24 protein-coding genes are annotated in these 23,331 nt (G+C 46.5%); 7 read left to right on the top strand and 17 right to left on the bottom strand.

Annotation, left to right across the window (positions count from 1 at the left end; translation table 11 throughout):
* Nucleotides 1-15: 15 nt before the first annotated feature.
* Entirely contained in the window at nt 16-1,062 is a 1,047-nt protein-coding gene (locus NSMM_RS06615; protein WP_090285840.1) for a phytoene/squalene synthase family protein, read from the top strand.
* Between the two features lie 146 nt (nt 1,063-1,208).
* On the opposite strand, the gene rho is transcribed toward NSMM_RS06615, so the two are convergent.
* Both rho and trxA read right to left on the bottom strand, forming a co-directional pair.
* On the bottom strand, nt 1,209-2,468 hold the full coding sequence (gene rho, locus NSMM_RS06610) for a transcription termination factor Rho (RefSeq protein WP_090285837.1): 1,260 nt from the start codon (nt 2,466-2,468) through the stop codon (nt 1,209-1,211).
* Between the two features lie 140 nt (nt 2,469-2,608).
* Nucleotides 2,609-2,935 (bottom strand): thioredoxin TrxA, encoded by a 327-nt coding sequence (gene trxA, locus NSMM_RS06605; RefSeq protein ID WP_090285835.1) that lies wholly within the window; start codon nt 2,933-2,935, stop codon nt 2,609-2,611.
* Between the two features lie 551 nt (nt 2,936-3,486).
* On the opposite strand from trxA, the gene mltB reads away from it, so the two are divergent.
* Complete coding sequence (mltB, locus tag NSMM_RS06600) at nt 3,487-4,428, top strand: lytic murein transglycosylase B (protein WP_090285888.1); 942 nt, start codon at nt 3,487-3,489, stop codon at nt 4,426-4,428.
* On the opposite strand, the gene NSMM_RS06595 is transcribed toward mltB, so the two are convergent.
* The 3 genes from NSMM_RS06595 to NSMM_RS06585 form a co-directional block, all read right to left on the bottom strand.
* Nucleotides 4,425-5,528: an ABC transporter ATP-binding protein gene (locus NSMM_RS06595; protein ID WP_090285832.1), complete on the bottom strand. Its 1,104-nt coding sequence runs from the start codon at nt 5,526-5,528 to the stop codon at nt 4,425-4,427. The two genes, mltB and NSMM_RS06595, sit on opposite strands and share 4 nt — an antisense overlap.
* Nucleotides 5,529-5,532: 4 nt before the next feature.
* A complete protein-coding gene (locus NSMM_RS06590) occupies nt 5,533-7,086 on the bottom strand; it encodes an ABC transporter permease (RefSeq protein ID WP_090285886.1) in 1,554 nt (517 codons plus the stop codon).
* Between the two features lie 122 nt (nt 7,087-7,208).
* The gene (locus NSMM_RS06585; protein WP_245654708.1) at nt 7,209-8,168 is read right to left on the bottom strand and encodes an extracellular solute-binding protein; all 960 of its coding nucleotides are present in this window, start codon (nt 8,166-8,168) and stop codon (nt 7,209-7,211) included.
* Between the two features lie 285 nt (nt 8,169-8,453).
* On the opposite strand from NSMM_RS06585, the gene NSMM_RS06580 reads away from it, so the two are divergent.
* From NSMM_RS06580 to NSMM_RS15590, 3 genes are all read left to right on the top strand, one after another.
* Nucleotides 8,454-8,747, top strand: a complete 294-nt coding sequence (locus NSMM_RS06580) for a transposase (protein ID WP_176753879.1) — start codon at nt 8,454-8,456, stop codon at nt 8,745-8,747.
* Nucleotides 8,748-8,943: 196 nt separating this feature from the next.
* Nucleotides 8,944-9,153: a hypothetical protein gene (locus NSMM_RS15130; RefSeq protein ID WP_143001881.1), complete on the top strand. Its 210-nt coding sequence runs from the start codon at nt 8,944-8,946 to the stop codon at nt 9,151-9,153.
* Between the two features lie 96 nt (nt 9,154-9,249).
* Entirely contained in the window at nt 9,250-9,387 is a 138-nt protein-coding gene (locus NSMM_RS15590; RefSeq protein WP_176753878.1) for a hypothetical protein, read from the top strand.
* Nucleotides 9,388-9,434: 47 nt separating this feature from the next.
* Here NSMM_RS15590 and efp read toward each other — a convergent pair whose 3' ends face one another.
* The 5 genes from efp to clpS all read right to left on the bottom strand — a co-directional run bounded on the left by efp (nt 9,435) and on the right by clpS (nt 14,688).
* Nucleotides 9,435-9,995, bottom strand: a complete 561-nt coding sequence (gene efp, locus NSMM_RS06575) for an elongation factor P (protein ID WP_090285824.1) — start codon at nt 9,993-9,995, stop codon at nt 9,435-9,437.
* A 148-nt stretch (nt 9,996-10,143) separates the two neighbouring features.
* Nucleotides 10,144-11,295 carry an elongation factor P maturation arginine rhamnosyltransferase EarP gene (gene earP / locus NSMM_RS06570; RefSeq protein ID WP_245654707.1) on the bottom strand — a complete coding sequence of 384 codons (1,152 nt, stop codon included), beginning with the start codon at nt 11,293-11,295 and terminating at the stop codon, nt 10,144-10,146.
* A 21-nt stretch (nt 11,296-11,316) separates the two neighbouring features.
* Nucleotides 11,317-11,994 (bottom strand): orotate phosphoribosyltransferase, encoded by a 678-nt coding sequence (gene pyrE / locus NSMM_RS06565; protein WP_090285822.1) that lies wholly within the window; start codon nt 11,992-11,994, stop codon nt 11,317-11,319.
* A 119-nt stretch (nt 11,995-12,113) separates the two neighbouring features.
* A complete protein-coding gene (clpA, locus tag NSMM_RS06560; protein ID WP_090285820.1) occupies nt 12,114-14,372 on the bottom strand; it encodes an ATP-dependent Clp protease ATP-binding subunit ClpA in 2,259 nt (752 codons plus the stop codon).
* Between the two features lies 1 nt (nt 14,373).
* The gene (gene clpS, locus NSMM_RS06555) at nt 14,374-14,688 is read right to left on the bottom strand and encodes an ATP-dependent Clp protease adapter ClpS (RefSeq protein WP_090285817.1); all 315 of its coding nucleotides are present in this window, start codon (nt 14,686-14,688) and stop codon (nt 14,374-14,376) included.
* Nucleotides 14,689-15,412: 724 nt separating this feature from the next.
* On the opposite strand from clpS, the gene NSMM_RS06545 reads away from it, so the two are divergent.
* A complete protein-coding gene (locus tag NSMM_RS06545) occupies nt 15,413-15,616 on the top strand; it encodes a cold-shock protein (RefSeq protein ID WP_090285812.1) in 204 nt (67 codons plus the stop codon).
* 144 nt (nt 15,617-15,760) lie between these two features.
* Here NSMM_RS06545 and icd read toward each other — a convergent pair whose 3' ends face one another.
* From icd to NSMM_RS06510, 7 genes are all read right to left on the bottom strand, one after another.
* The gene (gene icd, locus NSMM_RS06540; protein ID WP_090285809.1) at nt 15,761-17,017 is read right to left on the bottom strand and encodes an NADP-dependent isocitrate dehydrogenase; all 1,257 of its coding nucleotides are present in this window, start codon (nt 17,015-17,017) and stop codon (nt 15,761-15,763) included.
* A gap of 29 nt (nt 17,018-17,046) precedes the next feature.
* Nucleotides 17,047-17,667: an SMC-Scp complex subunit ScpB gene (scpB, locus tag NSMM_RS06535; protein ID WP_090285881.1), complete on the bottom strand. Its 621-nt coding sequence runs from the start codon at nt 17,665-17,667 to the stop codon at nt 17,047-17,049.
* Nucleotides 17,633-18,433 (bottom strand): segregation and condensation protein A, encoded by an 801-nt coding sequence (locus NSMM_RS06530; RefSeq protein WP_090285807.1) that lies wholly within the window; start codon nt 18,431-18,433, stop codon nt 17,633-17,635. The genes scpB and NSMM_RS06530 overlap by 35 nt, the downstream gene beginning before the upstream one ends.
* Before the next feature lie 41 nt (nt 18,434-18,474).
* The gene (locus NSMM_RS06525; protein WP_090285805.1) at nt 18,475-19,677 is read right to left on the bottom strand and encodes a tryptophan--tRNA ligase; all 1,203 of its coding nucleotides are present in this window, start codon (nt 19,675-19,677) and stop codon (nt 18,475-18,477) included.
* 85 nt (nt 19,678-19,762) lie between these two features.
* A complete protein-coding gene (locus NSMM_RS06520; RefSeq protein ID WP_090285803.1) occupies nt 19,763-20,428 on the bottom strand; it encodes a site-2 protease family protein in 666 nt (221 codons plus the stop codon).
* Nucleotides 20,421-21,053 (bottom strand): L-threonylcarbamoyladenylate synthase, encoded by a 633-nt coding sequence (locus NSMM_RS06515; RefSeq protein ID WP_090285801.1) that lies wholly within the window; start codon nt 21,051-21,053, stop codon nt 20,421-20,423. Before NSMM_RS06515 ends, NSMM_RS06520 begins: the two co-directional genes overlap by 8 nt.
* 32 nt (nt 21,054-21,085) lie before the next feature.
* The gene (locus NSMM_RS06510; protein WP_176753877.1) at nt 21,086-21,943 is read right to left on the bottom strand and encodes a 3',5'-nucleoside bisphosphate phosphatase; all 858 of its coding nucleotides are present in this window, start codon (nt 21,941-21,943) and stop codon (nt 21,086-21,088) included.
* Between the two features lie 139 nt (nt 21,944-22,082).
* Here NSMM_RS06510 and NSMM_RS06505 point away from each other — a divergent pair, with 139 nt between their 5' ends.
* The gene (locus NSMM_RS06505; RefSeq protein WP_090285795.1) at nt 22,083-23,330 is read left to right on the top strand and encodes an NnrS family protein; all 1,248 of its coding nucleotides are present in this window, start codon (nt 22,083-22,085) and stop codon (nt 23,328-23,330) included.
* Nucleotide 23,331: the final 1 nt, after the last annotated feature.

Here is a 23,331-nt window from a genome sequence, read left to right as displayed (position 1 = left end):
TGCCTTTTCAACTTCATGCCAACTTCAGCCACACTGGATGATTTCCAATATCAGAATCATATTCTGCAGGGAGTCTCACGTACTTTTGCATTGACGATTCCGCAGTTGCCATCCGAACTGCGGCAGGTTATCGGCAATGCCTATCTGCTTTGCCGCATCATTGATACCGTTGAGGATGACAATGCGCTGGACGCAGAACAGACACGTCATATGGTGGAAATGTTCAGTGATGTCGTCAGTGGCCAGATATCAGCAACACAGTTCTCTGAAATGTTGTTGCCGTTGCTCTCCAATCAGACTATTCCGGCTGAACGTGATTTAATCACGCATACTGGCGCAGTTATTCGTATTACCCATAGTTTCAATTCTGCTCAGCGTCAGGCATTGGAGCGCTGTGTCAGCATCATGGGTCGGGGCATGATTTTCTATCAGGAAACCGCATCACTTGCCGGATTGCCAACTCTCGAAGAAATGGATCGCTATTGCTATCATGTGGCTGGTGTCGTCGGTGAAATGCTGACGGAGCTGTTTTGTGACTACTCAGCAACGATCAACAAATACAGATCCGTGCTGATGAAACTCTCGGTATCCTTCGGTCAGGGATTGCAAATGACGAATATCCTGAAAGATATCTGGGAAGACCGAAAACGTGGCGCCTGCTGGTTGCCACAGGATATTTTTCGGGAGTACGATTTTGATTTGCGGAGCCTGGAGCAAGGCTACTCCGACCCTGGTTTTCGGGCGGGACTGTGCAAACTGATTGGTATCGCGCGCGGACACTTAAATGATGCTCTGACTTATACCTGTCTGTTGCCTGAAAACGAAACCGGTATTCGCCGCTTCTGCCTGTGGGCAATCGGTATGGCGGTATTGACACTGAACAAACTAAACGCCAATCTCGATTTTACGATTGGGTCACAAGTCAAGATATCGCGCAGAAGCGTCCGGGCAACCATTATCCTCACAAGTCTATTTGCCAGCCAGAATTGGGCATTGCATCGTATTTTTATGCTGGCTGCCCGCAAGTTACCCAATACCGACACCAGGAAGATCACAATCTGATCAGCTTCACCCGCGATTATCAGGTCATGAAGTATTGAAGTACCTCATGAGCATTATCTGTGTTTTTATGGTAAACCGTTGTTCTACTGGATGAGAAGAGTGTTCGGACAGACACTCTCCAATCAAATCTATATTTGGTGTTGATACTATACCCGGCGCATGGAATCAAAAAATTCGGCATTATTCTTGGTTGCTCTGACTTTATCGAGCAGGAAAGACATGGCATCCAGTTCGTCCATTGGGTAGAGTAATTTGCGTAGTACCCACGTTTTTTGTAAGACGTCTTGTGGAATGAGCAATTCCTCACGGCGCGTTCCAGAGCGATTGACGTTGATCGCCGGGTAGATACGTTTTTCTGCCATACGTCGGTCAAGGTGGATTTCCATGTTACCGGTCCCCTTGAATTCTTCGTAAATGACATCATCCATACGCGAACCGGTATCCACCAGCGCAGTCGCAATGATCGTCAGTGACCCACCTTCTTCAATGTTGCGAGCAGCGCCAAAAAAGCGTTTGGGGCGTTGCAGGGCGTTGGCGTCTACACCACCGGTCAGCACTTTGCCTGAGGCGGGTACGACCGTGTTGTAAGCACGAGCAAGCCTCGTTATGGAATCCAGCAAAATAACGACATCCTTTTTGTGCTCAACCAGCCGCTTTGCTCTTTCCGTAACCATATCGGCGACCTGTACATGGCGGCTGGCTGACTCGTCAAAGGTGGAGGAGATGACTTCGCCTTTGACAGAGCGGGTCATTTCCGTTACTTCTTCCGGGCGTTCGTCAATCAGCAGTACCATCAGGATGACTTCAGGATGATTGGCTGCAATGGCGTGTGCGATATGCTGCAGCATGACAGTTTTGCCGGATTTGGGGCTGGCAACCAGCAATCCACGCTGTCCCTTGCCAATTGGTGCGATTAAGTCGATTATCCGACCGGTGATATTTTCTTCGGCATGAATATCACGCTCAAGGATAAGTCGCTCTGTCGGAAAAAGCGGGGTCAAGTTTTCAAACAGAATTTTATGCTTGGAATTTTCTGGCGGTTCACCATTGACATTTTCGATCTTGACCAGTGCAAAATAGCGTTCCCCGTCTTTAGGAGGGCGAATTTCACCATGGATGGAGTCGCCGGTATGCAGATTAAACCGTCTGATCTGGCTCGGTGAAATATAAATGTCATCGGGTCCGGCCAGATAAGAAGTGTCTGGTGAGCGTAAAAACCCAAAACCATCCTGTAGAACTTCCAGTGTGCCATGACCAAAAATACTTTCACCTTTGCGTGCCTGATTTTTGAGTAATGCAAAAACCAGATCCTGTTTACGCATACGACTGGCACCTTCAATTTCTTTAGTAACAGCCATTTTGACCAATTCAGATACATGAATATTTTTTAAATCAGCTAGACGCATAGGAGGTGCTCTCGAAAAACAGGAAAAGGATGCAAGTACGAGAAAATAGAGGGGGGGCTACTGCAACTTGATCAATTAAGAAAGTAAAGGATAGTAGTAAGCTAACGGCGTGAATGGAGCCATCTTGAGCCAGAAGATTGTTACAGGTTACTATCGATAAACGCTGTTAATTGGGATTTTGATAAGGCGCCTACTTTGGTGGCTTCGACATTGCCATTTTTGAATAACATCAAGGTTGGGATACCACGAATGCCATATTTTGGAGGTGTTGCCTGATTTTCATCAATATTGAGCTTGGTTACCTTGAGCTGATCGGCATATTCACTGGCTATCTCATCAAGGATAGGCGCAATCATTTTGCAAGGGCCACACCATTCAGCCCAGTAGTCAACTAGAACGGGGGTTGAAGATTCCAGTACTTCTTTTTCAAAAGTTGCGTCTGTAATGTGATGAACATGTTGACTCATAAAGCCCTCTTGTAAATTAACAGGTTGTTATAAAAAGTAGTATTGCTTAGCACAAGCTATGGCAAGTCATGCCACATTTAGTTTGACCGATTAGCAGGTTGGTTGCTTTAAGGTACATTAGCTCAATATCTGCGGATAAAAAGCTGACTGCTCGCAGATAACAATCATGTATGTTATATAAATGCTATGTTGCAGGAAAGCAGTTCTAGATCCAGCGGCTTGGAAACTGGAGGCCAGAAATTATCACAAGCGAAACTCAATAACATCGAATGGTGAGTGTAAATCGGAACGCTTCTGGCAAGATAAGGCCAATTAATTAGTCTGTCAATGTTATTCTTCAATTTTTTTAACGGAAACACTAAATTGGTTACGCTACGATGAAAAAGCACGATCTTTGTGTCGAATATGATAAAAAAGCACATTCTAGCAGCATTAATCTGACTGTAGGTTTCATATATGCTAGCACATTGAACTTTTCTGATTGTTTATATTCTTATTTGCATTTGTTAATCAATAAGCTAGTTCGATTTGCTGCTATCCTGGCTTTAGGTATGCTGACAGTTAATCCGGCATGGGCTGCTTCTGCCATACAACCGCAGGTCAGGGATTTTATAGAAGGTATGGTCGAACGTTACGCATTTGACCGGCGCGAGTTGGAAGCTGCCTTTGGGCAGGTTAACATTCTGCCGGATGCACTCAAGCTGATATCTGCACCTTCTTCGCCAATTTCCTGGAACAAATATCGTGAGCGTTTTGTAAATCAGCAGCGCATCTCGGGTGGAGTGAATTTCTGGCGCAGGCATGTGCAGGCATTGGCAAAGGCCAGCCAGATTTATGGTGTTCCTGAGGAGATTATCGTTGCGATCATTGGAATTGAAACCAATTATGGTACATCTACCGGCAATTATCGTGTGATCGACACGCTGACGACTCTGGCTTTTCAATTTCCACGTCGAGCAGATTATTTTCGTGAAGAATTGGCGCAATATTTTTTGCTGTCAAGAGAACAGGGCTTCGATGTGATGAGCACCAAAGGCTCCTATGCCGGTGCGATCGGTATTCCACAGTTTATGCCGGGTAGTTACCGGCGTTATGCAATCGATTTTGACGGTGATGGAAAAATAAATTTGTCCGGTAACGTAAACGACGCAATCGGCAGTGTGGGTAATTATCTCAAAATATTTGGTTGGCAGGAAAATGGGCCGATTGTATTGCCCGCCCAAAAGACAAGTGAAGATTTCTTGAAATCGATAGAGCCAGGGATAGAGCCGCTACACTCCATTAATAAACTGCGACAAGCGGGGATCGTCTCTGCCGACTCTGCAGATGATGAGAGCCTAGCTGCGCTTATTGTGCTGGGTAACGAGGGGCGGGAGGAATTCTGGTTGGGGTTGAATAATTTCTATGTAATTACGCGCTATAACCGCAGTACCTTCTATGCCATGTCTGTTTATGCGTTGGCAGAAGCCATCCGCATAGCTAAAAATAGTTAAGGTGGTTCACTGGTGCAGGAATAGTTTTCCACCGAAGATTGCTCGAATACCACTACGTGATCTGCTTCCAGTCGGATACCGATTTCTTCACCAATGGCGTGATTATGATGACTTGGAATCAGTGATAACACTGTGGCACCCTTAGCGAGCTGTAAGGTATACAGTATGTCTGCGCCACGAAAAGCTTTATTTAGGACGACAGCGCGCAGCTTACTGTGATCATCGTGCACGATATCATCCGGTCGTATCAGAACGTCTACCAGGCCATCCGTTTGATGAATATTGCAATCTGGCTGACAGGAGAGCCAGATATTTTCTGTAAGTATGCCAGCAGTAATTTCAACCTTGCCGGATGAATGAATCCTACCAGGTAACAACACGCCTTGCCCAATAAAGCCGGCAACGAAGCGGTTGGCAGGGCGATGATACAGGTCGTAGGCACTGTCCCACTGCATCATCTTACCTGCATGCATCACGCCGATTTTGTCGGCAACGGCAAAGGCTTCGGCCTGATCGTGAGTGACCAGAATGGCGGTAATACCAAGTTCTTTGAGCAGTGAGCGTATTTCCTGGCTTAAGCGTTCACGTAGTCCAACATCGAGATTGGAAAAGGGTTCATCGAGCAGCAAAAGATCAGGGCGGGGCGCCAGTGCGCGCGCCAAAGCGACCCGTTGTTGCTGGCCACCTGAAAGCTCGTGTGGGTATTGAGCGGCAACCTCCACCAATCGGGTAATCTTCAGGAATTCATCGACCCGCTGCTTTTTTTCAGTCTTATTGCTGCGATGCAGACCAAAACCAATGTTAGCTGACACATTCAGGTGCGGGAATAATGCATAATCCTGAAATACCATACCAATTCGTCTTTGCTCGGGTGGCAGGCTGTAATTGCCGCGGCTGACACATGTGTCATTGATCAGGATTTCCCCATTGGTAATGGATTCGAATCCTGCAATGCAACGCAGTACAGAAGTTTTGCCACAACCGCTCGGCCCCAGCAGGCAGCCAATTTCCCCTCGTTGCAAGGTAAACGACAGCTCATTGATGATGGTCTGTTTGGTATAGGCAAAACTGACTTTGTCCAGTTGTAGGAGTTTATCCATGATGTTATTTTTCTGTCTGGCGCATGAGCAGGATGATGGGTGCTAATCCCGCGAGAATCAGGGTTAAGGCGGGTAGGGCGGCCAGCTGCCACTCTCCCTCGGAGGTTAGCGAAAAAATTCTGACAGCAAGCGTATCCCAGTCAAAAGGGCGCGTCATCAGGGTAATAGGCATTTCTTTCATGACATCCACAAAAACCAGTACCAAAGCGGTAAACAAACTGCCCTTGAGCATTGGGAAATGTATGGTGCGCAACATTTTCCAGCCGCTGACGCCAAAACCAATTGCTGCCTCATCTATGCTTTTAGTTATTCGTGTCTGTGCACTTTCCAGAGGAAAATGACTGACTGCCAGGAAGCGGGTCATATAAGCGATCAGCATCACAGCTAATGTTCCTTGAATTAACAATCCAGTCTCTATGTTGAATATGGCCAGGAGCGAGTCACTGAGCAGATTGTCCAGCCATGCTAGCGGGATAAAGACACCAACTGCAAGCACGGCGCCAGGTAGCGCATAACCAATGGTAGCCAGTCGTACTGCTAAACGAACCCAGAAACCTGTATGTAGACGTACAGCGTAAATCAGTAAAATTGCGATCAGTGTAGTGATGATGGCTGCAATGGTTGCCAGTGATAAGGAATGCCAGACAAATTCCAGGTAGCGCTGATTCAGGCTATCAGAAAAGGAGTCTGCAGCCCAGACGGTTAATTGCATTACTGGCAGAATAAAAGCAAAAAATAATACTGTGCTGGCAAAAACTGTTACTGCTATGGCTTGCCATCCCACCAACTGAATTCGCTCGATGCGTACACTGCGTTTATTTTCGGCAAAGCGCATGCGCGAACGGAAATATTGTTCGATCATAATGATCATGAATACAATCAAAATTAGTAGGGAAGCAAGCTGCGATGCGGCAGTTAGCGAAAATAGACTGAACCAGGTTTTGTAAATGGCGGTCGTAAAGGTATCGTAGTTGAAAATCGCTACGGTTCCGAAATCTGCGAGTGTTTCCATCAACGCCAGCATGACGCCGGCGGCAATCCAAGGGCGTGCCATAGGTAAGGCAACTTTGAAAAAACCCTGACGGTGATTCAACCCGAGTGATTGGGCAACTTCCAGCAAGCGTTTGCCTTGAGTCAGAAATGCGTTACGCGCCAGAAGAAAGACATAAGGATAAAAAGCCAGTGTCATGACAATTGCCACGCCTGGTCCACTACGTATGTCTGGGAGCCAGAACAGGTCGGCATCAAACAGCTTGCGCAGGGAGGTTTGCAACGGTCCCGCAAAGTCGAATATCCCGAGCGCAACAAATGCAGTGACATACGCAGGAATGGCTAACGGCAAGAATAATGCCCAGGAAAAAAAACGGCTTCCAGGAAATGTGTAAACAGCCGTAAACCATGCCAGGCTGACACCAAGCAAAGAAGTCCCAATCATGACGCCTAACGCGAGCCATAACGTGTTGGTTAATAGGCGAGGCAGTGACGTGGCAATCAGATGTTGCCAGATTTCATCTTCTGTTGAGAAGATGGAAGCAACTACCACACAGACTGGAACCATGACCAGTGCGGCAATCGCAAATGGAATAATTTTCCAGAATAAACGCTCGCTGAATGGGCCTGACCTGGATACGCCAGCGACTGGCTGTTTACCGGCGCGAGGGGGAATACTTTTTCCCAATCCTAGCGATAACCTGCGCGATCAATTAACTTAATTGCTTTGGCTTGCAGCGCACCTGCCTGTGCAACATTCATCGGATTTGCCTTGAACGTTCCCCAGCTGCGGATAAACTCTCCTACCTGTGCTTGCGGATTGGCAGGGAATTCCATATTGAGCTCAGCAAACAATTGTTGTGCGGGTACGGAAGAGAGGTATTCGAGCAGTTTCAATGCGTCAGATTTGTTTTTGCTGTAGCGGGTAATGCCTGCGCCCGAGATGTTGACATGCACACCGGTGCTATCCTGATCTGGCCAGAAGATGGCCAGCGGCAAATCAGGTTTTTCGTTCATCAGGCGACCAAAATAATAGGTGTTGACCAGCGTGACATCACATCGTCCTGCAGCGACAAATTCCATCGCACGCGTGTCATCTGGCAGCGGGTCGGTTGCTAGATTAGCGACCCAGCCTTTGACGATACGCTCAGTCTCCGCTTCACCATGTTCAGCAATCATCATTGCTACCAGTGACTGGTTATAAACCTTGTTGGAGGTACGCAGACATAAACGTCCGTGCCATTGTGGATCAGCAAGTGCGGCATAGGAGGTTAAGTCTGCCGGTTTAACCTTTTGAGTATTATACACAATCGTCCGTGCGCGCACGGTCAGTCCAAACCACCGGCTGTCGGGGTCTTTAAGATGTTCTGGAATATTGGCAGTGAGAATTGGTGAATCAACCGGCTGCAGCAGTCCCTTGCGAGCTGCTTCCCACAAATTGCCCGCATCGGTTGTAATGAGCATGTCCGCCGGCGTTCTTTTGCCTTCTGCCAGGAGACGCGCCAGCAGCGCTCCTTCCTTGTCGGTCGTGAATTTGACGGTTATTCCGGTTTTGCTGGTGAAGTCATCGAATAACGGTTTGATGAGTTGCTCGATTCTGGCTGAGTAAACTACCACTTCGGCAGCATGTGAGGATCCAGCAAACAGCATGATGCAAAATAATGCACAGATAGTCTGGAAAGCAGGGTGTCTGTAAGAACGTGAATTGAACATGTCAGTGTCATCCCCATAAAATACGAAGCAAAGTGCTTAAGCGGAAGCATACGCCAAATAGGAATAGTTATCAATCAATGATTATGGCTGGCCATAGACGTACGATACTGGGCGGGGAAAATCCTCCCAGATCAATTTATTACCTGATTAGTTACTTCTTTCAGAAGTTTTGTAAAATCTACAAATTGCCAAGAAACGTAACAAGATCAAAGGAGAATGGCAATGGCAATGAAAAAATTCAGTTTCAGGCAGGTGTCACTGCATGAATTTCTGCGTCAATGTGGCACGGAAACACAATGTGAAGCAGCATTGTTTGCTGCGAGGTGGCCGCATGGCTGGAGATGCCTGCGCTGCGATGGAGAGCGATATTCCTGTACCCATAACGGCCGCAAGCTATGGGAATGCCTGGATTGCGACTACCAATATTCTTCAATCGTCGTTTTGATTTGGCTGCCATGGTGCCGCGATTGCTGCGCACCGCCGCAACGACAGAACCTCTTTCGATCGGTATATTGAGAATTTCTGAGACAGGTAACTAATCAGGAATTGATTTTCAATGTCAATCTGGCAGATAGTTCTGATCCGAATGATCTGCGTGGCGGTAAACGCGCGCGTCAGTTCGTTTCATCGATTGGCAGATGTTTCTCGATTTCGGTGATGGTCAGGCGCGCCCAAACAAAAAATCGAAGTTAAACTCTCGGCGGTATTGTTCATGTTGCCAGATTTTCCGCTTGGAGATGTCAGTGCTTTGGCACAACGTAATCTGCTGCGCAGTCTGATTTTCAGCCTGTCTTCTAATCAGGATGTCGTCAAAGTGATGGGAACACTCGTGCTCGATGCAACTGACCTGCTGAATCTTAAAGAGAAATATGAAATTGCACCTTTGCAAACCACTGTGGTTTTATATCCTGCGAGAGACTGATGCTAAGGAGAATGGCGAGCGTCTGGGACCGCTGGGCGGGCGCATCGTCGCGGAAGTGCTGATTGTCTGCTTGGATAAGGTGATGGAAAGTCCTGCTTGAAGCAGGATCGTTACTGGACGCCCACGCTTCCCAGCAAAACCACCGATATATTCAAAATGGCGGATTTGCTTGATTTTGCCGGAGTCACCGAGCGCAGTTTGCAGGCGGTCCGGTTGATCGAGAGGTTGCGATAAGTGCTTCCGTTGATAATATGAGTGGAAGTACTGCTGAAATGAGGGGATTATTTGGCGCGACTACGATATTCGAGTGTACGGGTATCAATTTCGATTTTATCGCCGATTTCGCAGAATAATGGTACTGGTAATTCAAAACCACTGGCAATTTTAGCAGGTTTCATAACCTTGCCGGAGGTGTCGCCCTTGACGGCAGGTTCCGTGTAGGTTATTTCGCGTATGACCGCACTGGGCAATTCCACAGAGATGGGTTTTTCACTATAAAAGACCATTTCGCAGATCATGCCATTTTCCAGGAAATTGAGTGCCTCTTCGCCCATCGTTTCTGCCTCGATTTCATACTGATTGTATTCATTGTCCATAAATACGTACATGGGATCGGCAAAGTAGGAGTAGCTGACTTCTTTCTTTTCCAGTACGACGACATCAAATTTGTCATCCGCCTTATACACGGCTTCGCTGGGAGAGTCGGTCAACAGATTTTTGAATTTCATTTTTACAACAGAAGCGTTGCGCCCGGACTTGCTGAATTCGGTTTTTAAGACGACCATGGGGTCTTTGCCGAGCATAAATACGTTACCTGTACGGAGTTCCTGAGCTGTTTTCATTTTGAGATACCTGATCTTTTGCTGTTAGTGTGAATGAATCGCATTTTACTTGGAATGCTATTGCAAATCCACTAACCACGTCACAAAACCGTGGTTTTTGCTGGATAGGCTTTTGGTTTGAATGCTCAGGGAAGCTGGTTAATGCTTATTAAAGTGCAAATTTTTTGCTAAACTGCACCAGATTGGATGCAAGGTCACCGAATAGTGTTATCTGTTGCGCCCAAGTTATAGCATGAGTTTGTAATATGAGTTGATTTTTCCAAAATGCTGCCCAGTCAAGATCTCCGTCGTGGTTCCAACCAAGATGAAAAGCACGCAGGTTAGTCGCAACATTTGCCGTTAAATTCTGACAATAGCGGTCAAGGAAAGCGTTCAGTTTAACCAGATGAGCGTTATCCCGTTGTGGATAGATTTGCCAAATGAGGGGCTTGGCCGCCCATTGCGCACGCACAAAAGAGTCCTCGCCGCGAACAAAATTGCAATCACACGCCCCAAGTAGGCGATCATAATCCTCTTGTGAGAGGAAGGGAAGAATGTGAAGAGATAGATTTCCGCGTTGTACGGAATCGCCTGGAATGAGTCTTTCTCGTGCTGACCAACGAGTAACGTTTGGTAAAACTTTACTTTCGGGCAATAAACAGCGTACAGGACTGGGGAAAGCAGCCCACGCGTCGAGTAGACCGTCTACTCGATGGTTGTCATAGCAGAATAATGAAATTGTGGTTTCTGCTGGATCAGGGGAGGGTAATCCGATCTTGTGCCAGAAGTCCGCAAAACTCTGCTGCCATACAGTTTGCTGTTGGAGCAGATTATGTCCACGTATCAAGCCGCCAGTGGCTGCTGTGAAGCCGGGGAAGAAGAAATATTTGATTAATGGTAAGTATGGATGAGGCGAAGGTAAGCAGTGGTAGCCTTCGACCCATGACTCGGCGGACAGATATTCCAGGTTGATCCAGACAAGTGAACTGTTCGTTTGTGTGGAAGATACATGCTGCGACATTGCTGCGACATAATTTGCTGGTAACGTGCAGCCGAATGTTTCAATAACAACTTCGGCTGGTGCGATGGCAGGAAACGGTTCAATCCAATGCCGTACTTCCACTCCCCGCCAGTGCTGGATTGTCAGGCTGACATTAATAGCTGGACAGATACGATGCAGACTGGCGATCTCATCTACCCAAAGACGTATTGAAATGCCGTGTTCCGCAGCAAGCTGGCACGATAAACGCCAGCATACGCCGATGTCACCGTAGTTATCGATAACCCTGCAAAAAATATCCCACCGTGGCATTTCTGTCATTTGACAGTTGATGCAGCTCGTTTATTTGTCAGGATTGGCAGCAAATACTTTATCGGATTGGTTGATGCCGTAGCGTGTTCGGTAGGCCTCAATATCAGTAAGGTGTGGCGCAAGATCAGGCTGGGTGCTTAGATAAGCGGTAATGTCATTCAGGTTACTCAAGCTGATAACAGGAACACCAAAATTGCGCTCGATTTCTTGAATTGCGGATAATGGGCTATCACCGCGTTCCATACGATCGAGCGCAATCGCAATACCGCAAGGGGTCGCACCGGCGGCTTTGATTATATCGATGGACTGCTTGACCGAGATCCCGGCAGAGATTACGTCATCCACAATCAGGATGCGACCAGCCAGAGGTGCGCCTACGATACTGCCACCTTCGCCGTGATCCTTGGTTTCTTTGCGGTTAAAACTGAATGAATGGTTATGCCCCGATTGAGCTAGGGCAATCGCAATGGTGCTAACCAGGGGAATTCCCTTGTAAGCCGGCCCGAATAGCGCATCAAACGAAATCGTACTTTCAAGGATCGCGCGTGCATAGTACCGGCCAAGCAGTTGCAGTGTGTGGCCATTATTGAACAACCCTGCATTAAAGAAATAGGGTGATAGTCGGCCAGCTTTTGTTTTGAATTTTCCGAAACAAAGTGCACGATTGCGAATGGCAAATTCGATAAATTCCTGTCGGAAAGTAGGCATGAGAAAGGATAGTTAGTGAACGAAAATTGTAAATGGCGAACTGCCATTTACATATATTCGTAGTGCTGGCCAAGAGCCTCTAGTTGTTTTGAGTATTGCAGGTACTGAGTACATCGCGATCAAGTAATTTTCTCTATTTCTGAAAAATTAAGCACTGCCTTGCCTTGTATTTCATCGATATCAACCGTAACTTTTCCGCCATTGGACAGACGACCAAACAACAATTCGTCTGCGAGTGCGCGGCGGATAATGTCTTGGATGAGGCGAGCCATTGGACGGGCACCCATGAGCGGATCAAATCCATGAATTGCCAAGTAATTGCGCAAATTTTCGGTGAAAGTGGCATCCACTTTCTTCTCCTGTAATTGGGTTTCCAGCTCGATGAGGAATTTATCAACTACTCGCAGAATAATGGTCTCATTCAACGGCATAAAGGAAATGATATCGTCGAGGCGGTTACGAAATTCGGGGGTGAACAGCCGCTTGATTTCAGCAAGCTCATTACCGGCTTTAACATCCTTGGCAAACCCGATAGAGGTTTTAGTTAGCACATCTGCGCCAGCATTGGTGGTCATAATGATGATCACGTTACGAAAATCTGCTTTATGCCCACTATTATCGGTGAGTGCTCCGTAATCCATTACCTGGAGCAGGATATTGAATATATCAGGATGGGCTTTCTCAATTTCGTCCAGCAGCAGCACCGCATGGGGTTGCTTGATGATTTTGTCAGTGAGCAAACCGCCTTGATCAAAACCGACATACCCAGGCGGAGCCCCAATTAAGCGCGAGACTGCGTGGCGCTCCATGTACTCAGACATATCAAAACGGTGCAAGGGAATGCCAAGGATATAAGCCAGTTGTCGAGCTACCTCAGTTTTACCGACGCCGGTTGGTCCGGAAAAAAGAAAGGAGCCAATCGGTTTGTGTGTGTTCCCCAGGCCGCTACGTGTCATTTTGATGGCAGCGGCAAGCGCATCAATTGCTTTATCCTGGCCAAAAACGATAGATTTCAGATCACGATCAAGTGTTTTTAGTTTGTTGCGATCATCATTGGAAACACTTTGAGGAGGGATCCTCGCCAGCTTTGCAATAACAAGTTCTATTTCGTGTTTGCCGATGACTTTACGCTGTTTAGATTTCGGCAAAACTCGCTGTGCTGCACCAGCTTCATCAATAACATCAATTGCTTTATCCGGTAGATGCCGATCATTAATGAAACGTGAGGATAGTTCGACAGCTGCGACTAAAGCAGCTTCGGTGTATTTAACATTATGGTGTTTTTCGTAGCGGGATTTTAATCCACGCAGAATTGCGACAGTTTCATTGATTTCGGGTTCGGAAATATCAATTTTCTGGAAACGTCGGGATAAGGCATGATCTTTTTCAAAGATGCCGCGGTATTCATTATAAGTTGTGGCACCAATGCATTTCAAGGCGCCTGAGCTTAATGCCGGTTTAAGTAGATTGGAGGCATCAAGCGTGCCACCCGATGCTGAGCCGGCACCGATGAGCGTATGAATCTCGTCAACGAATAAAATAGCCTTAGGGTTATCGGTGAGTTGTTTAAGAACGGCCTTCAATCGTTGCTCAAAATCTCCACGATATTTGGTTCCTGCCAGCAGTGCGCCCATATCGAGTGCGTATACTTGATGATGCTGCAATACTGCAGGTACTCGACCTTCTGTAATTCTTCTGGCCAACCCTTCCGCGATAGCAGTTTTTCCGACGCCTGCTTCTCCTACGAGTAATGGATTATTTTTACGTCTGCGACACAAGGTTTGAATTACCCTTTCAACCTCTTTTTCTCGTCCAATCAGTGGATCAATCCGATTAGCAATCGCCAGATTGTTTAAGTTGACTGTGTAATTTTCAAGTATGTTACTGGAATGAGGTGGTTCATTATCGATACCATCGTCATTTTTTTCATGGGTGCTGTTTGCTGCAGCATTATGAATGCCGTGAGAGAGAAAATTGACGACATCCAGTCGTGTTACGCCTTTTTGCTGTAGGAAATAAGCGGCGTGTGAATCCTTCTCCCCAAAAATCGCGACCAGTACATTTGCACCAGTGACTTCTTTTTTGCCAGATGACTGAACATGCAGAATAGCCCGCTGAATAACTCGCTGAAATCCTAAAGTGGGTTGTGTGTCAACCTCATCGGAACCTTCGACTACAGGAGTATGGCGGAAAATATGCTCCTGGAGTAATGTGCGCAGTGTCTCAATATCAACGGCACAACCTGTCAAAACTTCTGCGGCACTGGGATTATCGAGTAAAGCCAGTAGTAAGTGTTCAACAGTGATGAATTCGTGACGCTTTTGCCTGGACTCGACAAAGGCCATATGCAAACTAACTTCCAGTTCTTGCGCAATCATATCACTCCTTATCCATCACACACATTAGCGGATGCTGATGCTGCCGCGAAAATTCATTTATTTGCTGTACCTTGGTTGCCGCAATATCATTAGGATAAACACCGCAGACACTCGAACCTTCATGGTGAATTTTAAGCATTACCTGTGTTGCTCTTTCTTCGCTCATCGAGAAAAAATTTTTGAGTATGGCAACTACAAAATCCATGGGGGTGAAATCGTCATTTATCAATATCACCTTATATAAAGGAGGGGGAGACAGCTTTGCTTTGCCTTTTTCGAGTACTCCACCATCGGGTTTTCCATTACGTATAGCCATAACTTTCTTATTTTCCATTCTATAAGAAATAATCTGCGTGCGTTTTCAGCCAAGCCAATTCCTAGGACTTCTGGAACAATATCGACTGAGCTTTGTGCGACATTAATATTGCACACTGATATTATTATTGCCTGCAAATTTTATGTTCGAGTAGTATTTTAGTTTTTCTCTGCTGTTAATATAGATATAAATACTTAGATTGCTGAACTCGATCAATGATTCCATAAGAAATAATGTCTGTATATTATAAAACTGAAGTTTCACCATTTTATGATTACCAAGCTTCGCTGCGGTTATAAGTCGAGGTGAATTTTGATAAGACTTGCTCATTTTATAGCAAGCTCCCATAAAACTACTGCTGGGTGTGTGTATTCATATAATGTAAAAACATACTATATTTCAATTAGATATTGTACAATATTAATATTACCACAAAATTGAAATCGTGAAACTTCAGTTATGAAATCATTTCGATGATTACGGCAATAGTTTGGTGTTGCTTGAGCAGGTAGCAGGTATTTATTTGCAAAAATATAATTTTCGACTGAATGCAAAAAAATATTCAAGTTAATGAGGACTTGGGCTTGACTTGAGCGTTATTTTGCGTAACACTGCGTTTGGCGTTTGTGCTTCAAGTATTCTGCAGTTCTGGTTACACCCGTTTGCGGTCTTGAAATTCAAATAGTATCAGGGTATCCGGCCCAGTTTTTAATAGGAAGTAGAAATGGCAACAGGAACAGTAAAATGGTTTAATGATTCTAAGGGTTTTGGTTTTATAACGCCAGATGATGGCAGTGAAGATTTGTTTGCTCACTTCTCCGCAATCAACATGACTGGTTTCAAGACGCTTAAAGAAGGGCAGAAAGTAAGCTTTGAAGTGACTCAAGGGCCAAAAGGTAAACAAGCATCTAATATTCAAGCTCCTTGAAACTAAAGTAACTGGTTTCAGTTTGGTTGAGCCTCCACTTAACCATGATCATGGTTAAGTGGAGGGATGCAGAAGCAAACTACAAATTCCCTTCACTAAGATTTATAGGTCTAATCGTAGCCATAACTGGCTATAATCGGTAAGTTAAAGCGTCCCCATCCTTTGTATCATCGCTTCACCAAATTGTGAACAGGAGACCTGCTTAGCATTGGGCGTTAGCCTGGCTAGATCGTAAGTCATAATTTTGTCTGAAATGGTTTTTTCCATCGATTGTATAATATTATCTGCTGCTTCATACCAGCCAAGATGTCGCAGCATCATTTCAGCAGACAGAATAATCGATCCCGGGTTTACCATGTCTTTTCCTGCATATTTTGGTGCAGTCCCATGCGTAGCTTCAAAAATAGCAATACTGTCACTTAAATTGGCACCTGGCGCAATACCAATACCACCTACCTGTGCAGCTAGCGCGTCTGAAATATAATCTCCATTCAGATTCAGTGTGGCAATCACGTCATATTCTTCTGGACGTAACAGAATTTGTTGCAGAAAAGCATCTGCAATGGCATCCTTGATAACGATCTCGTGGTTGCCGTGCTTAAGTTTCATCCAAGGGCCGCCATCCAGTAGCTGTGCGCCAAACTCTTTCTGAGCAATGGAATAACCCCAAGTCTTGAAGCCACCTTCGGTGAATTTCATAATGTTGCCTTTGTGAACCAGCGTTACTGAGTCGCGATGCTGATCAATTGCGTATTGAATGGCTTTTCTGATGAGTCTCTGACTACCCTCTTGTGATACCGGTTTTACTCCAATAGCTGAGGTTTCCGGAAAACGAATCTTCCTGACCCCCATGTCCCTTATCAGGAAGTCGATGACTTGCCCTGCTTCTTTTGTTTGCGCTTCCCACTCGATGCCAGCATAAATATCTTCCGAGTTCTCACGGAAAATGGTCATATTGACTTTTTCCGGGTGTTTAACTGGACTGGGAACTCCCTGAAAATAGCGAATCGGCCGCAGGCAAATATAAAGGTCCAATAGCTGCCGTAATGCCACGTTAATTGAGCGAATCCCGCCGCTGACCGGTGTAGTTAATGGCCCCTTGATTGAAACCACAAATTCCTTTGCTGCGGTCAAAGTCTCATCGGGCAACCAGGTCTCCTGATCATACAAGTGAGTTGCTTTCTCGCCAGCATAAATTTCCATCCAGGAAATGACGCGCTTGCCGCCATATGCCTGTCTGATTGCGGCATCGACGACCTTGATCATGACTGGTGTAATATCGATGCCGATGCCATCACCTTCTATAAATGGAATAATCGGGTTATCTGGTACAAGTAGCGTTAAATCCTGGTTGAGCTGAATTTTGCTGCCCGAAGTGGGAATTTTGATCTTTTGATACATGGTAAATATCTCCCCTTGTTGGTAATGATTTATGGTTGATTGTTGATATGGCCACAGATATGGTTTGTTATGTTCTGTGCGTCGATTAATTGCATCACTGTATTATTTTCAAATTGCTCCATATTCTCCAGTGGAGGCAACTGCTCAAGATCTTGTAAATTAAAGTCATCGAGAAAATATTCAGTTGTCGCATATAGTAATGGTCTGCCAGGGACTTCTCGCTGACCAACCGATTCTATCCAGCGTCTGGATTCCAATGTTTTGATAATTGTGGTTGAAACCGCAACACCACGAATTGCCTCAATATCCCCGCGCGTTACTGGTTGCCGGTAAGCGATGATAGCAAGGGTTTCCATGACGGCGCGCGAATAGCGTGGTGGACTCTGCGGATTAAGTTTTTCAAGAAAGACCTGCATTTCAGGTTTGCTCTGAAATCGCCAGCCACTTGCAATTTCCACTAATATTAATCCTCTATCCTGCCATGTCTCAGCTAACAATCTCAGCAGTCCGGACAGATCCCGATGAGTGGTTTTATTGTCAAACAATTTTCGTAACTGATCCAGAGATAAAGGGGTCGAGCTGGTCAGTAAAGCTGTTTCGAGTATCTTGATTGCTTCAGTTGATTGCGTCAGACTGGGCGGAGCGGACATAAATTGTTCCAAAGCGTTCTGTTTGCGAAATAGTAATCAGTGCTTCCCGTGCCAGTTCCAGCAAAGCTAGAAAGGTGGCTACAAGTTTGCCAGGACTGATTATTTGTTCGAATAATTCGGAAAATGAGATGTTGTGGTTTGTTCGCAGCCGCCGCATGATCTCGCTCATACATGCGCGCACGGATATCGCTTCATATTGGATGGCATGATGGCGATTGACTCTGGCTCTGTCCAGTAGCCCAATCCAGGCAAAATGCAGATCATCAATCGTTACAACTGGTAGTTTGACCGCACTCTGTGATTCAACCCATACCAGTGCAGGTACGAAATCCCTGCCTAGGGTGGGCAGGGATTCAAGACGTATCGCTGCAAGTTTGATGCGTTCATATTCCAATAGCCGGCGTACCAGTTCCGCGCGCGGATCGGTTTCTTCATCTTGGACGATCGTAGGTTGCGGCAATAATGAACGTGATTTGATGTCAATAAGCAATGCTGTCATCAACAGGTATTCTGCCGCAAGTTCAAATTGGTCAGTGTGCATGGTGTCGATATAGGCGATGTATTGACGAGTAAGCTCAACCATCGGTATATCCAGTATACTAAAATTATGCTTACGGATCAGGTAGAGCAAGAGGTCTAGCGGACCTTCAAAATTGTCGAGATAAATTGCCAAGGCTTCCGGCGGAATGTACAGATCGTGAGGAACTGCCTCTAGCGGCTTTCCGTCGACTTTTGCAATGTAATCGATTGTAATGACTTGATTCAAGGGATCAGTCTAGTATAGTAATAACCGGCTGGCAATGGCGGTTACAGGTAATTCAATCCCAGCGCTTCCCTGACATCGCGCATGGTTTCTTCGGCAAGTTTGTAGGCATTTTCGCATCCATCTGCGACAATGTTGCGCATGAGTGCAGGATCTTCCTCGTACATTCTGGCACGCTCACGAATGGGCGCCTGCTCTGCCAAAACAGAGTCGATGATGGGCTGTTTGCATTCAAGACAGCCGATACCGGCAGTGGTACAACCCTGTTGAACCCAGTCGCGTATTTCAGTGGAAGAATAAAGTATGTGGAATTGCCAGACGGGGCATTTCTGCGGATTGCCGGGATCACTGCGACGGACTCTCGCAGGGTCGGTTGGCATGGTACGGATTTTTCTGGTAACACTGTCCGGTTCTTCGCGTAAACCGATGGTGTTCCCGTAAGACTTCGACATCTTTTGCCCATCCAGTCCCGGCATTTTTGCGGTTTGTGTCAATAAAGTTTGTGGTTCTGGCAGAATCAGCCGGCTGCTGCCTTCAAGGTAGCCAAACAGGCGTTCACGATCACCTGCATTCAGATTTTGCTGTTCTCCCAGCAGGGACTTGGCCTCGGCAAGCGCATTTTCGTCACCATGTTCCTGGTAGCGGGCACGCAGTTCACGATAGAGTTTTGATATTTTGGAACCAAGTTTTTTGATGGCCTGCGCCGCCTTCTCCTCAAAACCGGGTTCCTTGCCAAAAATATGATTAAAGCGGCGACATATTTCGCGTGTGAACTCCAGGTGTGGGGCTTGGTCTTCGCCAACCGGAACAAGATTAGCACGGTAAATCAGAATATCGGCACTCTGCAGAAGCGGATAGCCGAGAAAGCCATATGTGCCCAGATCCTTATCAGTCAGTTTTTCCTGTTGATCCTTGTAGGTTGGGACCCGTTCCAGCCAGCCAAGCGGTGTAATCATAGATAGCAACAGATATAATTCTGCGTGCTGAGGAACCTTGGATTGAATGAAGAGAGTTACTTTCGAAGGATCGACGCCAGCAGCGAGCCAGTCGATTATCATGTTCCAGGCATTCTGTTCGATGATCTCGGGTGAGTCGTAGTGGGTCGTCAGCGCATGCCAGTCTGCAACAAAAAAAAGGCACTCGTATTGTTGCTGAAGTGTTAGCCAGTTCTTTAACACTCCATGATAGTGCCCCAGATGCAAGTTTCCTGTCGGACGCATCCCTGAAAGTACGCGATTAGCAAACATTTTTTCTGACCGTTAATCTGGAAAATATATGAATGAATAGCCTGCTAATGTAGATAGTTACCCCAAGATGTAATGTGACAAACATTTATATATACAAACCAAAAAAAATAACAATGGCCTGTTTTGTGAGCGCGATCAATGGCCATAAGATTGCTCCCAGTGTACCGGTGATCAGCAAGGTCAGCAGGATTATCATCCCATAGGGCTCAATCTGGGCAAATTTCCAGGCAAGCTTCTCTGGCAATAGACTAACAGCAATACGACCGCCGTCCAGCGGTGGCAGCGGTAGCAAGTTCAGTATCATCAGTATCACATTAATCTCGATTCCCGCAATTCCCATCAAAACCATAGGCCTGATAAAAGCGCTTTCGGGAAGTAACATTCCCAGTTTGATAATCAGCGCCCAGAAAAAAGCCATCAACAAATTGGCGCCTGGGCCGGCAGCAGCCACCCATAACATATCGCGTTTAGGGTGGCGTAGTTGATTGAAATTAACCGGTACCGGTTTGGCCCAGCCAAATAGTATGCCGCCACCCAGCATCAGTTTGCTGGTGATGAACATGATCAGCGGGACAGCGATCGTGCCTACCGGGTCAATGTGCTTGACTGGGTTGAGACTGACTCGTCCAGCTCTTTGAGCAGTCAAGTCACCAAAGCGTTTGGCGACATAGCCATGTGCGGCCTCGTGAAAGGTGATAGCAAAAATGACTGGCAGCGCGTAGATGGCGATACCCTGAATAATACTATCCATGGATACTTCCAAAGGGTGTCAAGGGCCCTTTACCGGCTCTGATAATTTCGGGGGTATTGCCAGTCAGATCGACGACAGTCGTCATTTCCGTTCCACATGAGCCGGCATCGAGAATGAGTTCAACCTGGTGTTCGAGACGCTGCCTTATTTCTGGTGCATCATTCAGCGGTAATTCATCATCCGGAAGAATCAAGGTCGAACTCAATATCGGTTCGTCAAGCTCGGTCAGCAGCGCATGAGCAACGGGATGTTCGGGAATACGCAAACCAATTGTATGTCGTTTAGGATGCTGTAATCGCCTGGGAACCTCACGGCTGGCGTTGAGAATGAATGTGTAGCTCCCAGGGGTGGTAGATTTAAGGAGACGATACTGGGTGTTGTCAACTTTGGCAAAGGTGGCGATTTCCGATAGATCGCGACATACCAGTGTGAAATGGTGTTTTTCATCAACATTGCGAATGGAGCGTATACGCTCCATAGCGTCCTTGTTGCCAAGCTGACAGCCAAGCGCGTAACAGGAATCGGTTGGGTAAACGATGATCCCGCCTTGACGGATGATATCGACCGCCTGGCGGATTAGCCGGAGGTGGGGTGTCTGTGAGTGGATCGAAAAAAACTGTGCCATGGAAAACCTGTGTCAGTTATTTTAGTTGTACGTCAGAGTTGGATTTGACCTGCTGGTAACGCCCAGTCATGCCATATCGGAGTGCATTCTGCGGGTATTCTGGGTAATTGCCCCAGATTAAAGTAGCTCTCGTTTGGTCCATGGTAATCGGAGCCACAAGAAGCAAATAAATCTTTTTTAATAGCAAGCTGCGCAAACTGTTTTACCTGTTCAGGTGTGTGGCTGGAGGAAACGACTTCTATACCAACGCCGCCCAGTGCCTTGAATTCATCCAGTAGTTGGTCAAGCAGATTTTTTCCCAGCTGATAGCGGGCGGGATGCGCAATGACCGCCCGGCCACCACTGCTGCAAATCCAGTCAATTGCTTGCAACAGAGAAACCCATTCATGATGTGTATAACCAGGTTTTCCTTTAATTAGAAATTTTTTGAATACCGTTTTGACATCTTTCGCATATCCACGCGCTGCCAAAAAACGAGCAAAGTGCGTCCGTCCAATCAGTCTGCCTTCGCCAGCATAAGAACAGGCGCCTTCATAGCTGCCTGCAATACCATGCTTACTGAGTTCGGTGGCAATATTACGGGCACGTTCGACGCGGCGTTCACAGATATCGCGTACCCCTTCAAGCAACGGCTGATAATCCGGATTAATATTCAGACCAAGGATATGCAGCGTACGGTTTCGCCAAGTGACGGAAATCTCAATGCCGTTTATGAGTGTGATGCCCAGCTGATTGGCGGCTTCTCTTGCCTCGCCAAGCCCACTAACAGCATCATGGTCGGTTAGGGCAAGTACACTTACCCCAAGCGATGCGGCATGTGCTAATAGTTCTGTCGGGGACAATACACCGTCAGAAGCGGTCGAATGACAGTGTAAATCGATGTTCAGCATCAAAAAGCGATAGAATTAGACATCGCTCTATCATAGCAAATAACGGCCTCGATTAAAAATTACCTGAATTGCTAGGCGGACCTGGCCGGATCTGCTGCTTTTGCTTGTAACTATAATTAACAGGATAAACCAGAATCTTATGAATCCTTTAACAGCAGCCTGGGGGCAGCTATCTGCGGCACCACATCGCGGGCCATTTCTGATTGGCGCCATCCAGGGCGTGTTGACTTTTTTGTGGTGGAATGCGGATCTGCTCGGCCGATCTGGGTTGATTGCTGGGTTTCCTGGCTTACATGGGCAGATTGCACCAATCTGGATACACGCTTTTTTAATGATTTATACTTTTTTTCCTTTTTTCATCGTTGGATTCTTATTTACTACTTTTCCCAGCTGGGTGAATGGTGAAAAAATCAAGCCGTTCCTGTACATGACGGTTTCTGTCGTGATGGCATTGGGTACTCTGGTGTTCTACATTGGGCTGATTTATGGAACTCCTTTTATTTTCCTGGGGCTATTGCTGCTGTTGCTGGGTTGGTGGGTGGCTATTTTTGCTTTGCTTAAAGTGCTGCTGACTGCCCCAGGTGGAGATAAACGCCATGCATGGGTTTGTGCGAGTGCATTCGTCGGTGGTTGGCTGGGTTTGGCTGCTTATACTTTCTGGTTGTTGACAGAATCAGTTACGTTTCTGAATTTTTCACGTCAGGCGGGAATCTGGTTCTTTTTATTGCCCATCCTGATAGCCGTTTCGCACCGCATGATTCCATTTTTTGCAAGCAGAGTGCTGCAAAACTATGTAGTCATTCGCCCGTACTACTTACTATGGGTAATGCTTGCATGCTCGGTTCTACATGGGTTGCTATATTTTATAAATTTTGAGCAATACGCTTGGGTAAGTGATTTGTTGCTGGCGGCCTGCACGCTCTATTTTAGTTATGTTTGGGGGTTTGCTCGAAGTTTTTCAGTGCGTTTGCTGGCAGTATTGCATATCGCCTTTGCCTGGTTGGGTTTGGCCATGCTTCTGTTTTCGCTGCAGAGTTTTTTGCTATGGTCGATCGAGGAGGGTCAGCGTCACTGGCTTGGGTTGGCGCCCTTGCATGTGCTGACGATAGGTTATTTTGCCAGTATGGTGCTGGGAATGGCGTCCCGTGTAACTCTTGGCCACTCAGGCCGGCCGCTTGAGCTGGATGGTTATACTTGGCTGTTGTTTCTTGGGTTTCAGGTGGCAGTTCTTTTTAGAATTTTACCCGAGATACTGCCGACAATTTTTGCCGGAGTGCCCTGGCTCCACTTAGTGGCGGGAGGCGTGTGGCTAGTGTGTTTCATGTTATGGGCAGGCAAGTATGCTCCGATTTTCTGGCGAGCCAGGGTGGATGGTAAGCCGGGGTAAA

The sequence above is a fragment of the Nitrosomonas mobilis genome, assembly GCF_900103035.1.
GTDB classification, from domain to species: Bacteria; Pseudomonadota; Gammaproteobacteria; order Burkholderiales; family Nitrosomonadaceae; genus Nitrosomonas; species Nitrosomonas mobilis.
This window is presented reverse-complemented; position numbering and strand designations above follow the sequence as displayed.